At 49.4% G+C, this 14,527-nt stretch carries 10 protein-coding genes; 3 read left to right on the plus strand and 7 right to left on the minus strand.

What is annotated here, in order from left to right:
* Position 1: 1 nt before the first annotated feature.
* The 4 genes from galU to QD47_RS12785 are packed head-to-tail and all read right to left on the minus strand — an operon-like array spanning position 2 to position 4,757.
* Complete coding sequence (gene galU / locus QD47_RS12770; RefSeq protein WP_044646488.1) at positions 2-877, minus strand: UTP--glucose-1-phosphate uridylyltransferase GalU; 876 nt, start codon at positions 875-877, stop codon at positions 2-4.
* On the minus strand, positions 874-1,296 hold the full coding sequence (locus QD47_RS12775) for a GtrA family protein (protein ID WP_044646489.1): 423 nt from the start codon (positions 1,294-1,296) through the stop codon (positions 874-876). The genes galU and QD47_RS12775 overlap by 4 nt, the downstream gene beginning before the upstream one ends.
* Before the next feature lie 3 nt (positions 1,297-1,299).
* Positions 1,300-2,391 (minus strand): glycosyltransferase family 2 protein, encoded by a 1,092-nt coding sequence (locus tag QD47_RS12780; protein ID WP_044646490.1) that lies wholly within the window; start codon positions 2,389-2,391, stop codon positions 1,300-1,302.
* Positions 2,392-2,408: 17 nt separating this feature from the next.
* Entirely contained in the window at positions 2,409-4,757 is a 2,349-nt protein-coding gene (locus tag QD47_RS12785) for a glycosyltransferase family 39 protein (RefSeq protein WP_052646769.1), read from the minus strand.
* A 287-nt stretch (positions 4,758-5,044) separates the two neighbouring features.
* Here QD47_RS12785 and QD47_RS12790 point away from each other — a divergent pair, with 287 nt between their 5' ends.
* Positions 5,045-5,731 carry a response regulator transcription factor gene (locus tag QD47_RS12790; RefSeq protein ID WP_014279365.1) on the plus strand — a complete coding sequence of 229 codons (687 nt, stop codon included), beginning with the start codon at positions 5,045-5,047 and terminating at the stop codon, positions 5,729-5,731.
* Positions 5,728-7,218 carry a sensor histidine kinase gene (locus tag QD47_RS12795; protein WP_082067176.1) on the plus strand — a complete coding sequence of 497 codons (1,491 nt, stop codon included), beginning with the start codon at positions 5,728-5,730 and terminating at the stop codon, positions 7,216-7,218. The genes QD47_RS12790 and QD47_RS12795 overlap by 4 nt, the downstream gene beginning before the upstream one ends.
* Before the next feature lie 81 nt (positions 7,219-7,299).
* On the opposite strand, the gene QD47_RS12800 is transcribed toward QD47_RS12795, so the two are convergent.
* Positions 7,300-11,592 (minus strand): S8 family serine peptidase, encoded by a 4,293-nt coding sequence (locus QD47_RS12800; protein ID WP_044646492.1) that lies wholly within the window; start codon positions 11,590-11,592, stop codon positions 7,300-7,302.
* Between the two features lie 361 nt (positions 11,593-11,953).
* Between QD47_RS12800 and QD47_RS12805 the strand changes: the two genes are divergently transcribed.
* On the plus strand, positions 11,954-12,889 hold the full coding sequence (locus QD47_RS12805; protein ID WP_327204670.1) for a manganese-dependent inorganic pyrophosphatase: 936 nt from the start codon (positions 11,954-11,956) through the stop codon (positions 12,887-12,889).
* Positions 12,890-12,968: 79 nt separating this feature from the next.
* Here the strand turns inward: QD47_RS12805 and QD47_RS12810 are convergent, their stop codons facing one another.
* Entirely contained in the window at positions 12,969-13,892 is a 924-nt protein-coding gene (locus tag QD47_RS12810; protein ID WP_044646493.1) for an alpha/beta hydrolase, read from the minus strand.
* Complete coding sequence (locus tag QD47_RS12815) at positions 13,877-14,419, minus strand: MarR family winged helix-turn-helix transcriptional regulator (protein ID WP_044646494.1); 543 nt, start codon at positions 14,417-14,419, stop codon at positions 13,877-13,879. The genes QD47_RS12810 and QD47_RS12815 overlap by 16 nt, the downstream gene beginning before the upstream one ends.
* Positions 14,420-14,527: the final 108 nt, after the last annotated feature.

The raw sequence follows: 14,527 nt of genomic DNA on the forward strand, positions 1-14,527 counted from the left end.
TTTATCGTGAAGCCAGCGCCCACTCGCGCATCATGGAGTCAAGCATTGGACGAAGATCCTCGCGCTGCATACCCATGTGAAGTACGGCTTCCAGGTATCCTGCTTTATCACCGATATCATAACGTGTGCCTTCCAGTTCTAGTGCCAGAAGTTGGTTCTGCAATGCTACCTGATGAAGGGCGTCAGTCAGTTGATATTCGCCGCCCGCACCCGTGGACAGATTCTCCAATATTGAGAAAATGGAAGGCTCCAATACATACCGCCCAATGACTGCCTGCCGTGAAGGGGCTTCCGCAGGAGATGGTTTTTCAACAAGTCCGCCAACTTCGTGAATAAGACCGTTCTGATGGATGGAGTCAATAATGCCGTATTTACTTACATCCTGTTCTTCCACTGTGCGTACGCCGACCACTTGCTTGCCAGTCGCTTCGTAGACATCCATCATTTGGCGAATCGCCGGAGTGGAGGAATTCATAATATCATCACCCAGCAACACTGCGAATGGCTCATCCCCAATAAACTGACGGGCACAACGTACCGCATGTCCCAAACCGAGGGGTTCTTTTTGGCGGATATAGTGAATGACTGCTTTGCCCCCGATGCTTTGGACCTCGCGCAGAAGATCGTACTTGCCTTTGCTTTCCAGTACTTGCTCCAGTTCTACCGACTTGTCAAAATGGTCCTCGATGGCTTTTTTATTACGCCCAGTCACGATAATGATGCTTTCAATCCCGGATTTGATGGCCTCTTCTACAATATATTGAATAGCTGGCTTGTCGACAATCGGAAGCATCTCTTTAGGTAAAGCTTTCGTAGCAGGTAAAAAACGAGTTCCTAATCCAGCGGCTGGAATAACGGCTTTTGTAATTTTTCTCATAGAGATTCACTTTCCTTTCGAGATGGGGAACCGAATACCCAGTATCGGCTCCCGATATAATTGATGATCATTCCGGATGCGGTGGCGATCAGCTTGCATACGGCAAGCGGCAGCCCGGTTCCGCTGTGAAGCATTTGCAATAATAAGGAGGTCAGTCCCAATACGATCAGGTTGATGACGATAAATTTAGGCAATTGACGTTTGTGAGTATCGGGTGCTGGTTGTTTGTTGAATGTCCATTTGCTGTTCAAAATGTAACTGTTGGCTGTGCCGCAGCTATATGAAATGATCTGCGACAACACAACCGGGACTCCGGCCCAAACCAGCAGCATGAAAATGATATAATCTACGCCCGTATTCACCAGTCCTACCATGCCAAAACGGATCATAGGGAGTATCTGGGCCATGCGGCTTTTCATGGACTATGCTCCGTGACCGGATTTAGGTCCGGTATATACCGCGCTGTTGCCGCGTACGGTGCGGCTGGTTGATATTAGGCTGTCACGGGAACCTTGCATGTACAGGGATTCACGTTGTTCAGGGGCCTTCATGGCATGGGTAGGGCCGTTTTCGTATTGTCCACCCAGGTGTTCACGGACAATGTAGAGCGGGCGGGCTTTGGTTTCGTCATAAATCCGTCCAACATATTCACCCATGATACCGAGAATGATCAGGATCACTCCGTCAAAAATCAGGCTGATGCTAATCATGGACGACCAGCCCTTCATGACATAGGAATCGGTGAAAAAGTTGAGAAACAATACGTACATCAAATACAGGAAGCCGGACATGGACAGGAGTGCGCCGATATAGCCTGCCAGCTTGAGCGGTTTAATGGAAAAGGATGTGATTCCGTCCAGACTGAGCTTGATCATGCGTTTCAGCGGATACTTGGTTTCACCTGCGAGCCGCTCATCGCGCTCATATTCAACAGCCGTCTGCTTGAAGCCGATCCAGCTAACGAGTCCACGGACAAACCGATTATTTTCCGGCAGCCGTTTCAATTCGTCAATTACCTTGCGATCCATCAGGCGGAAATCGCCGGTGTCTACCGGGATATTAATATCCGTCGATGCTTTCAATACACGGTAGAAGAGACTGGCAGACCACTTTTTGAAGCGGGTTTCGCCATTGCGTTTCAGCCGTTTGGCGTAGACTACCTCATAGCCTTCCTTCCACTTGTTGGCCATCTCAACGATCAGTTCCGGCGGGTCCTGGAGGTCGGCGTCAATAACGACGACCGCCTCTCCAACCGCATAATCCATCCCGGCGGTAATCGCTAGCTGATGACCAAAATTACGGGAGAAATCAATCAATACTATGGTATCGTCTCTGAGACTGAATTCCTTGATCAACTGGACGCTGCAGTCCGAACTGCCGTCATTTACGAATATCAGCTCGTAGGGCTCGCCCATCGAGCCCATGACTTGTTTCAGCCGCCGATAGGTTTCGGTAATGACGGCTTCCTCGTTGTACATCGGAATAACTATGGAATAACGGATTTGTTCACTCATTAGTAGTTCCTCCTTATTTATAATGTGATTTCGTATAAAGTACCGCTTCCGCCACGTTCGTCTCCGCCAGGTCCGCCTTGACCATCCTGAGCGTTCGAGTTGCTGTTCGTGATGTCGCTTCCGCTGTCGGATGCTTCAGCATTGGTACTGGTTTCGCCAGTTGTTGTTTTCCATTCATCTATAGGAATCACTTTGCCATGTTCTTTGATCCATGCAGTGACTTCGGAGTTACCGCTATCCGGTCCACCGCCTCCTCCACCAGAAATCATGAAGTACTTCACTTGACCGCTTTCCACCAGCGCCTTGATCTTATCGACGGTATACACCGGATCGGAGGATACAAAGCCGTTCATAATAATCACTTTTTGCCCGGCTTCAATCATGTAAGGAGCGGCTGTTGAATAATTGCTTGCTGCGAAAAGGTAGGTTTCACCTGTGTTATGCTTTTGCAAATAGCTCAGCGTTTTGCTGTCCAAGCTTTGACTACCGTTTGGTCCACCCATTCCTCTGGAGCGGGTAGAAGATCTCTGTTCTCTGTCTGTGCTTGTTCCTGTGCTTGAAGTAATACCATCAGAGCTGGATTGCTCTGCATTATTGGTTTGGTTATTCGTTTGAGTTCCTTCAGCTTTTTGCCCATTTGCACCCTGGCCTCGGTTGCCAAAATTACCTCCCGGCATTCCGCCACCGCCTCCACCGCCGCCAAATTGTGTCGGTCCGGCTTGTGGAATCATGCTGTTCCCCCCGTAGGTAATTGGCGTCAACGCCCAGTACACAGGGCCGATGAACATTGCGAGTACACTTGCAATGATGGCATATCTCGTGAACTTCTCGGATTTCAATCGTGCTACTACCAGTAGCGCCGTGCCGATGATACCGAGGATCAATACGGCGATGGACCAGCCACTGCCAATGGTGTCGTTGTAATTTTGCAGGACGAACCAGCTAAATACCGAGGTTGCCAGTACCGCTGCGGGTAACAGCCAGGAGAGCCAGCCGGAACGCTCACGATATTGCTCCCATAATTCCACGAATCCGGCTCCGAAGAGCGCTGCAATTGGTGGTGCGAGCATAATCAGGTAATAATGATGGAAGAAACCGGCTACGCTGAAAAATGCAGCTACGGGAATCAGCCAGGCCAGCCAGAAGATGACCTCTTTGTGTTTTTGCGTGATATTACGGCGTCGAATGCTTGCAAGCAGACCAATTGAAGCAATCAATGCGAATGGGAGCAGCCAGCTGGCCTGACCTGACAGGGCAGATTGGAACAACCGTAAAGGTCCCTTTTCACCAGTGCCGAACATGCCGCCACCAGAATTTCCACCAGGTCCACCACCAGGTCCACCCTGACCACCGCCTTGACCGCCTTGACCGTTACCGCCAAATCCGCCCGGCGGCATTTGGCCACCAGCGCCGTTGCCGTATGATGATGTGTCATCGGTACTGGAAGCGCCTGTTGTAGTGCTATCCGTTGATGTAGTTGCTTGAGCTTGATCCGAATTGGTATTGCTGCTGGTTGAAGCGTTTTGTTTCCACTCCGAGCGTTGACTGCCACCAGCGCCCCCGCCTGTTCCTCGTTCTCCCGTCAGACGGGATAGGCCGTTGTAGCCAAAGGCCAAATTCAGCACGGAGTTCGTACCGCTGCTTCCCATATAAGGGCGCTGGTCTGCCGGAGTGGAGTCGACCACGACTGCCCAAGAGAGCGACACGGCCACGAGAACGACTGCCGATGCTGCCAGTGTTATCGCTTTTCGCTTCCAGTTAAACTTGGAGGCCAGCAGGTAGAAGAGTCCCAAAGCGGGAACAATCATATAGGCTTGAAGCATTTTTTCGTTAAAGGCGATCCCTACGACTGCGAAAGCCCAGAGGATCGGTCCCATTTTGTGGTTTCTAATGCCTCTGAACAGCAACCATGTTGCGAGCAGCAGTGTGAAAACCAGCATCGCATCAATGTTATTGGTGCGGCTGACCGCTACTGCAATTGGTGTAGTTGCCATAGCGAAGGCGGCCAATCGAGCGGCCATCGTACCGAAGCTCGGCTTGACGAGCAGGTAAACGAGCAATACCGACCCGACCTGAGCGAGCGCTTGCGGCAAAATAACGCTCCAGCCGTGAAGCCCGAATATATAGGCGCTCGCGGTCTGAATCCAGAACACGACGGGCGGTTTGTCTACCGTTACCGATCCGGCCGAATCGAGTGAGGCAAAGAAGAAGTTGCGAAAGTTTTCTAGCATGCTTGCTACGGCCGTCGTGTAGTAGGTGTTAACATATTTGTCTTGCCAGATGTTGTATCCGTTCAAAATCGCAGATATCAGCATGATGATGATGAGGGGGACGTCCGCCCTGCTCTTGAACCATTTCTTAATCATGTACATTCCACTCCCTGTGAAATTTCTTTGTATTTTCCGTTGTTCTAGCCGCTATCTTCAGGACTGTGGAATGATCAGCCACTTCCGATCTTGGGCCCGGTGAACTACCGGCTTGCTATTATCATGCCTGACGTAGCTGAAATGGTTATGAGCGCTCCCTGAATGTTAGCTGAAAGCTGGATAGGGATGCTTTTTTTACGTAAATATTCAGTTATATTAGATACAGGTGAAAATGAATCGATCTTTTATTAAGAAAAAAAGTGGTTTCATGAAAGGGAAGATAACCGATGAATCCGATACACGGGGTTAAAATTATGCTAGCGGACGATGAGCCGCACATTTTGCAATTTTTGGAGCTTGGGCTGATTAATGAAGGCTATGAGGTTAAAACAGCTGAAAACGGCAGTGATGCACTGGATTTAGCAAAAGAGTTTCGCCCGCATGTTGCGGTGCTGGATGTTATGATGCCTGAAATGAATGGCTTTGAGGTATGCCAAAGTCTCAAGGAAACAGAGGATAACATTGCAGTCATTATGCTGACAGCCAAGGATGATGTGGATGATCGGGTAAAAGGATTAAAACTGGGCGCGGACGATTATGTCGTGAAGCCCTTTAGTTTTAATGAACTGCTGGCCCGGATTGAAGCACGTCTGCGCAATCAGTTTCCCGATCTGCTTGGAGAAGTGGTTCACGGGCCCTTTCAGGTGGATGATCGACGAAAGGAAATTCGCTACCAAAATCAGGTGCTGGAGCTGTCGCCTACCGAATATGAGCTATTGAAGTTTTTGGTGTTGAATCACGGGATTGTTCTTAGTAAAAGTCGAATCCTGGATCGAGTATGGGGGTACGATTTTGGGGGCGAGGACAATATTGTCGAGGTGTATATTCGCTCCTTACGTGAAAAGCTCAAAGACAAGGAGCATCGGGTCATTCGTACGCTGCGTGGTGTTGGGTACCGGGTGGACTTGCTATGATGGCGGCGGGGAAAAGTCGGAGAAGAACTGCGCTCCGTTCTCTCCGCTCCCAGCTTTTGGCCAGAACGTTGCTTATTTTGGCGCTGCTGCTCGTCTTGATCGGATTTTTACAATATTTCCTAATGAAGGATTTTCTGTATCGCAGTCGGGCGGATGCGATGGGTGCGCAGTTAGGTTCAATTCCTGCCGATTTATTGATTAAGGATTCGCAGGAGAAGAGGGGAAGCTCCACACCCCAAGAAGGAAGCAATCGGAGGGATGATCGACCGGGGCCGTTTCTATTTTGGCCGGATATGTCGCTCGCTTCCATAGGTAAAGACGGAACCTTCTTGAGCTTGTCCAGCGAAAATGGACTTACGCCACCGCGTCTCACCACTCAGCAGTATAATTCGATGCAGCAGAACAGGCGCATGCGTCATGGCTATCAATTGCTCACGGATGCCCAAGGGAACGAGCAACTGGTCGTATTCCGTCCGCTCGGTCCACCTGACCGTTCGTCAGGTTTACTTCAAATGGGTGTATCCACAACTTCCATGCAAGAGCAGCTGATTAACCAGTTGCGTACCTTCATTTTGCTATCTCTGATTGCACTTGCAATTGGTCTGGCACTCATGCTTCCAGTGCTGCGGCGCACGTTGGTGCCTCTTTCGAGGATGGTTGAGGCGGTCAAACGCATTGATGCGGGTAATCTGGCTGAACGCTTTGACGCAGAGCAGGGGCAGTATGAGGTGGACCGTTTGGCGGTATCCTTTAACGGGATGCTGGAACGGCTGGAGCATTCTTTTGCTGCTGAGCGTGAGTTGCAGATGCAGATGAGACGGTTTATTGCGGATGCTTCCCATGAACTGCGCACCCCGCTTACGTCAATTCACGGTTTTTTGGAAGTGCTGCTTCGTGGAGCGGCATCTAATCCGAAGCAGCTTCAATCTGCCTTGGAGAGTATGTATGGTGAATCCAAGCGGATGAATAAGCTTGTCTCCGATTTACTGCTGTTGGCTAAGCTGGACCGGACGCCCGAATTGAAGCTGGAAGATATGTCGCTGGATACGTTGCTGCTGGCAATGAAGCCGCAGCTTCTTATGCTGGCGGGCAAGCGAAGAGTGATTTTTGATATGACAGCGGGTGTGCGAGTGCTGGCTGAAGGGGATAAAATCAAGCAGGTCATGCTCAACCTGTTCCATAATGCTGTTCAGCATACGGATATGGAAAGAGGGGTGATCCATGTAAACTTGTCTGCCGGGAAAAAGCTGGCGGATATTCAGATTCGTGATAACGGGCCAGGTATGAGCAAAGAGCAGTTGGAGCGGATTTTTGAACGCTTTTACCGTGGAGATGAGTCACGTACGCGCAGCTCGGGCGGAGCTGGTCTTGGTCTGGCGATTACACAGTCTATTGTGGAAGCACACGGCGGAAAAATCACCGCTGCAAGTACGAAGGGAGAAGGTAGTGTATTCAAGGTCGCGCTACCGTTAGCGGGGGCCGTATAACATTGTAAATTATGGTATAACATAAAAAAAGCCCCCCGAACGGCAACGTTATTTATAACGCGGCTCGGGAGGATTTTTGGATTAGTTAATCAATGCAGCCTTTTGTAAAAGCACGTGCAGCACCTTGGCAGATGCTTCACGCGTTGTAGGCGCGTTCGGCTGGAAGTAGGAGGAGCCCTTGATGGTTTCCCCGTTGATAATGCCTGCTGCACTTACTTTTTCAATGCTATCCTTGGCATAGCCTGCAAAAGATGAAGCATCATGATACGGTGTGCGCGCAGGGCCATCGACAGATGCTTTGATCTGAAGCAGGTCTACTGCTTTACTCAACACGACTGCAATTTCCTGCCGACTGATGTTAGCGTTCGGATCGAACTTGTCGCCGCTGCGACCTGTGATCAATCCGGCCTCGTAAGCGGCTGCCACATCGCCGGAATACCAGCTACCTGCTGGAATATCGCCGAATGGTGCGGCAGTACCCGGTGTCAGGCCAAGAGCCCGAGTTACCAAGGCTGCAAATTCCGCACGTGTCACGTTCTTCTTCGGTGAGAAGGCCGTGTCTGTGGTGCCGTTGATCAGCAGCTTGTTCGCAAGCGACTGAATCTCGGATTGAGCATACGACGATGAAATATCTTCAAAGCTAACGGGACGAGTCGCCGCTGCATACGTCGAGAAGCCCGGACGGCTTACCTTAACGACTGTTGATCCATCTGCCTGCTTGGTAAAGACGGATGGAACCGGGTAGACATTTCCGTTAGCTGTATAGAGAACACCGGCTGTATTCGACTCAATTTGGCCAGGTACGGTAAAGGAGCGGCTAATGAACTGTCCTGGCGCAACCTTAAGCGGCTCGCTCTTGCCGGCAGTGACAACGTTAGCTTCAAACCCTACAGGGGTGCCAATCACAGTCGACCCTTTCAGCTTGCTCGTAAATGTGTTGCTTTCCTGTGCCTGGCTGCTGATTACCACTTCAATGCCTGCACCGGCAGGAGCATTTTTCAATGCAGATATCGGCAAAGCCAGGGAAGATCCTGTGTTGCTCACAATCAGACTACTTCCTGCCGCAGCCTTGCCCAGTGTTGTCAGTTGGGCGGAAGTCAGTGCTGCTTTGGTCGTTTGACCCGCTTGGCTGCTAGCCGACAGGACGATGGCTATTGGGCTGGAGCCTGCTGCCGTCACAGTAGCCTGCAAATCTGCATCTGTTACAGTCAGTGACTGTACGTTATTATTCACCGAGACAGTTGTAGCTACTGCTTTTACCGCCTGTCCTTGCTTCACTACGGATTGAAGTGAAGGTGCAGATGTAGCGACAGGGGTGGATGTGGTGGTTGAAGCGGAAGGTGTAGTATTACTTCTGCCGCCACCTCCACCACTGCCTCCACCGCTACTGCTGCCGGAAGCGGCACTATTGTCGACGCGAATGGCCTTCATAGCGGTGAAAAATTTAAGACCGTTAGTATTGGTCTCGACTTCGCCTTTCGCATTCAGTTCCGGCGAATTAACCTCCAGCTTATACACACCGTCCTTCAAATGCTGAATAACGGGCTGACCGCTGGCATCCAGAACAGGCTTTCCGTTAGCATCGTATTCGACATAGCTTCCGTCAATGTCCTTGAAGGAGTATGCTCCTTGCTTGAGACGGGCGTTAACTCCTTGTTCCTTGGAAGTCGTAATTCCATTAATAAGACCAATTAATTTATCATCTGTGCCATATACATAGAGAGCAATTTGGTTTGTTTTATCCGTGGTCAGGCGGAAAGCAAGATCTGTTGAGCGTTGAGCACCTGTACGATTCGGGTAAATAATCGGGTTGGTTATACTCAGATCCTGCAAGCCGAAGCCTGTAGTCGGATTTTCCTTGCCAACATGAACGACGAACGGCAGATGCAAGGTAGGTAGTCCGGCGCTTTTCAGGATGACTTCTCCCTCATATACGCCTGTAGCTGCACTTGAGCTTGGCTGTACGGACAGGAAGAACGGTTGGGATTTACCCGCTTCTGCCGAGATCGCCCCATTCGTGCCGACACCTTGCAACTGAACAGCGATATTGCTCACGTCAGGCGTGGCAACTGGGTGGGCAGGGTCAGAGGTTACATGATCATGCAAAATGTAGCTGGCTTCATACTGTACGCTATTAGCGGACAAATTTTTAAGCTGCAATTGTATTTGCTTCGCATCGCTTCCTGGTTTTAACACCCCGAAGCTGGCGGAAGGATTGTAGTTTACGACCTCCTGCCGATTGAAGTTCTTATCGAGAATCGTAATCTTTTCAACAGTTTCCAGCAGGGCTGGTGTCTGAATCGCATTGGCGATGTTTACAAGTCCTGCACCTTGGGAATACACATCGTATTGGATTTGATCCTCATCGTAAAGCGTATCCGACGTGTTCGCCAGAGCAGCACGGATATCGAACGGCGTCCAGTTTGGATGCTGCTGCTTCAGCAATACAGCAAGTCCGGCTACATGCGGAGAAGCCATACTGGTTCCGTTGCTACGTTTGTAAGCATGATCATAAGAGGCATCCGGATAGAACTTGGCGAAGGCAGGATAGGTTGACAAAATGCCGACCCCCGGTGCACTCACATCCGGCTTGATGCTGAGCAGCTCGTCGCCGTTCGGCCCACGGGAGCTGAATCCAGCCATCGTATTGCCTGCATTATCTGTGCGAATAAACTCCTCTCCGAAGGAGACGGAGAACTTTTCTCCGGCATTGTCGACGAGTTGTTTAGCCAGCGCGCGACCTTCCTTACCTTTCATATCAAAGGTCGGAATAAAATCAAAGCTGTCGCCCTGGTTAGCGTTTACGTAGCTATCTAGACTTGGAATGGAGTCTGTCAAATCAGCCTGCGTGATGTCAGTCGTTTTTGCTCTCCCGTTAAAAATGATTACGGCTTTTGCGCCGTTTTCTTTTGCATTTGCAATTTTATCCACGAATGCCAGGCTTCCACGTGACACGAGGACAATTTTTCCGGCTACATTTTTTCCTTCAAAATCATCAGGCTGCCCCAAATTTGCATATACCAGTTCATAAGGGGCAGTTCCCAGAATTGAAGCAAAATCCTCTTGGCCTGTCCCCCAGCCCATCAGATTAAACCCGTAATGCGCATAAGCATCGGCGGTTACTGTTTTCTTCAATTCACCATTCGCTTCCCAATAGGAATCACGGGTTACTGAAGCTGTGCCTGAGAAGCTTTTGCTCGGCGAGGTTGCCGCACCGACGGAAATGGCCAACTGGGATGAGGCTGGGGAACCCATTGAATAATAATAATTCCCGTCTTGTGCCGCATTACCATTCGCAATGACAGCAACTACACCGGAAAGCACCGCATTATTAATGGCAATGGAGTCCGGGGAGTTCGGGTCCTTCTCGGAGTCTGAGCCGAGGGACAGGTTAATCACGTTCATGCCATCCTTGACAGCGCGTTCAATACCGTCAATGACCTGTGCGGAGGAACCGGAGGAACGCCCGGTTTTGGTATTGCGTCCAAGCACTTTATATACGTATAAGTCCGATTTATAGGCAATACCCTTTTGTACAATATCTGCCGTTTTATTAGCGGCCTGGCCAGCAATCGTACCGGACACGTGTGTACCGTGAGTTGTTCCGGCAAAACCTGTGCCGTACGGGTCATTCTCTTTTTCAAGGAAAGGCTCCTCGTAAGGATCATTGTCCTGCTCAAAAGAGTCATATCCACCCTTGTAAGCTGCTTTCAAATCCGGGTGCTCATAATCGATTCCGGTATCAATAACCCCGACCTTAATCCCTTCGCCTGTCCAACCTTTAGCCCAGGCTTCAGGAACGCCAATCTGATCCAGCGGTGCGTTATCATACGTTGCTTCGCTGGCGGTGAGTGTCGGCGGGTCCTGTACGGGGATGGAATAGTACGTTTTATTTTCGTGGATGGATTTTACGCCTGGCAGTTTTGCCAGTTCCGGAATTTTATTGGCTGGCAGCGTAATCTCCAAACCGTTAAGTACCGTATTGTACTGGTAATTCACCTGAAGGGGAATACCGTTCTGTGCTGCTTTGTCCACGAACGTTGTTTGCTCATTGACGATAGCGGATTCCGCTTTTTGCTCGGATCGTGCCGTGAAAGTCTGGTTACCCGACCGTGCCGCATATTGGTCCACGGCTAGTGGCTCACCATCAAGCTGCACGATGACTCTGACCTGCTGGGAGGAAGTGGTATTCAGCTCGGGCGAGATGAACGCCGGAGTCGCTTCGGAAGTCAAAGCTTCCTGTGCTTCTAAAAATGAACGAGTTTGCAGGTCTACGGTAGCGGCAGAACTGACAGACGGAAGAGACAAGCTTACGGTCAAGGCAAGAGCGAGTGTTACGACAGGAATTTTTTTAAAAATGATCGGATTTTTCAAAGATTTCCCTCTTTTCAATCAAAATATGATTTGTCTACATACTAGGATTTGAAGTCACTGCCGAAGTTCTCACGCCTCCCTCAAGGTTCAAATGATAGAATTGACCACTGGTGACTAACTTGCCAGTTTTGAGGAATATCTTACCATGTTGGTGGGATATATTACTATATGTTTTTTATATATTTAGAAAAAATAAGGTTAACTTCACGTACGTATTCCATGGAAATGTTATGAATTTACTAGATTATTTTTGAAATCATTCAAAGGGGAATGGGAGAATACGAGATTTAATGATATAATCTGCATTGGAATTGTTGATATTTTATGAGGATGTAAAATGCTTAGTGCAAAGGAGTCGATTATGTTGGCAAAAACATTGATTTTCGGGCATAAAAATCCGGATACGGATACCATTTGCTCAGCTATTGCTTATGCAGACTTGAAAACCAAACTGGGCGCGGACGTGGAGCCGGTTCGTCTGGGCGAGGTAAACGGGGAAACGCAGTATGCACTGGACTATTTCAAAGTGAGTGCGCCGCGTCTGGTTGAACAGGTTGCTGCGGAAACAGACAGCGTCATTCTGGTCGATCATAATGAACGCCAGCAAAGTGCAGTTGACATTGACAAAGTGCGTGTAACTGAAGTCATCGACCATCACCGGATCGCTAACTTTGAAACAAGCCAGCCGTTGTACTTCCGCGCTGAGCCTGTAGGCTGCACAGCCACAATTTTGAACAAGCTGTACAAGGAAAACGGGATAGCGGTTCCAAAAGAAATCGCAGGTCTAATGCTGTCCGCGATCATTTCCGATTCCCTGTTGTTCAAATCCCCAACCTGCACCGACCAAGACGTAGTTGCTGCCCGTGAACTGGCTGAAATCGCTGGTGTGGATGCAGATAGCTATGGCTTTGACTTGCTTAAAGCAGGAGCTGATCTAAGCCGTCACTCTATTGAGCAGTTGGTGAGTCTGGATGCGAAGGAATTCCAGATGAACGGACGCAAAGTGGAAATTGCGCAAGTGAACGCGGTAGATGTGAACGACGTGCTGTCCCGTCAGTCCGAGCTGGAAGTAGCGCTGTCCCAAACAATTGCAGCTAAAAACCTGGACCTGTTCCTGTTCGTCGTAACGGATATTGTGAACAGTGATTCCATTGGTATTGCGCTGGGAAGCCAAGCACAAGCGGTCGAAAAAGCCTACAATGTGCAGCTCGACGACAATAAAGCCGTTCTGAAAGGTGTCGTATCCCGCAAATCGCAGATCGTACCTGTACTGACAGACGCTTTTAACAGTCTGTAATTCGGAAGCAGGCTACAATACAAAAGAAGCCACCTGAATCCAGCACTGCATTATAGCAGCGGAGGCAGGGGCTTCTTTTTTATTTCTTTAGTTCCGACAGTACATCTCCGATGCGAAATTCAAAGGCCATTTTCAACTGATCGCTCATCAAATGCCAGGCGCTCTCGGCTAGGGCGAGATCACCGCTATGTGTAAAGGCATGGGCAGCGCCCATATATTTTTTATAGGTCACGGGTACATCCGCTTCAATCAGCCGTTTGGCGTATAACTCGGCTTCGTCAGCCAAGGAGTCCAACTCGGCGGTTATAATCAGTGCGGGTGGGAGATTATGCAGTGATTCTGCATAAACAGGCGAAACCAATGGGTTTCGTGCCTCATCCGGAGTGTGCAAATAGCTGTCATTAAAAATTTTTGCGATACGCGGCGGAATCGCCTGCTTAAATTGAGGCTTCTGCTTCGGATCGGTGGCGATATCCAGAGGAGGATAATCCAGTACCTGATATACGATGGGAAATTCCTTGCGATCCCGGGCCATTAGACAAATCGCTGCGGCAAGGTTTCCGCCCGCACTATGTCCTCCGACGGCAATGAGCTGGGGATTGACGTTCAGTACATCAGGATGCTTGTACAACCATTTAGTAACATCATAGCTCTCCTGTAACGGAATAGGGAATTTATGCTCCGGGGCCAAGCGGTAATCGACATTAACGACGACACAATTGGCACGTTCGGCAATGACCGGACACCAGGCATCATCCATTTCTGCACTGCCCATCACAAAGCCGCTACCATGAAAATTGACGAATACAGGCAGTGGATCGCCAGTCCGGTTGGCAGGCTCATATACAAGTACCCTGGAGTCACCTACAGAAGTGGGGATGATTCGTTCCTCCCGGTGCACCTTCGGAGAATGAGATGGCTTGAAATCAGACGCCGCCACCATTCTGCCAGCGGATATACGCGCAAGCTTCACGAACAGCCTTTGTTTCAGTCTTCGCACCATTTTTCTTCTCCCTCCCTGGAATCAGTTAGACGCGAACCTTTCACAACTTCAAATGCAGACCGTACGCGTGACAGATAGGTTTCAAACTGGCAGATTTCCGACTCGCTAAAGTCCGACAACAGGCGTGAGGCCAGTCCTATGAAAAAAGGGTCCATTTGATTGATCTTGCCTCTTCCTTTATCGTTCAGAGAAATAAAGACGCCACGCTTGTCATTCGGATCATCGTATTTGTTAATGTAGCCATCTTGTTCAAGGGAAATGACCATGGAACTGATCGCTGCCCGGCTTACACCCATTTTCTCAGCCAATGCAGAAGGGGATGACATTTCGTCTCTTTGCGCAGAAAGAACACAAAGTGCTATATATTGCCCATAGGAGAGCCCGAATTCACGTGAACGTTTCTCCATGCCTTTACGAATTTCATACGTTATAGAAAATAGCTCTACCAAAACACCAATCGGTTTATTGCCACCTGGAAACAGATTATAGGCCAGTTGACGAATTTCGGAGTCCAAGAAAAAGAACATGCGATCCACCTCGATGTAGTTAATTAGTTAACTGTAATTTAATTAACCACTGGTTGCAATGATTTATACAAACTTTATTCCGCTTTTTTTAAAATATATTTGCACAAC

Origin of the sequence: Paenibacillus terrae (assembly GCF_000943545.1) — a bacterium.
GTDB classification, from domain to species: domain Bacteria; phylum Bacillota; class Bacilli; order Paenibacillales; family Paenibacillaceae; genus Paenibacillus; species Paenibacillus terrae_A.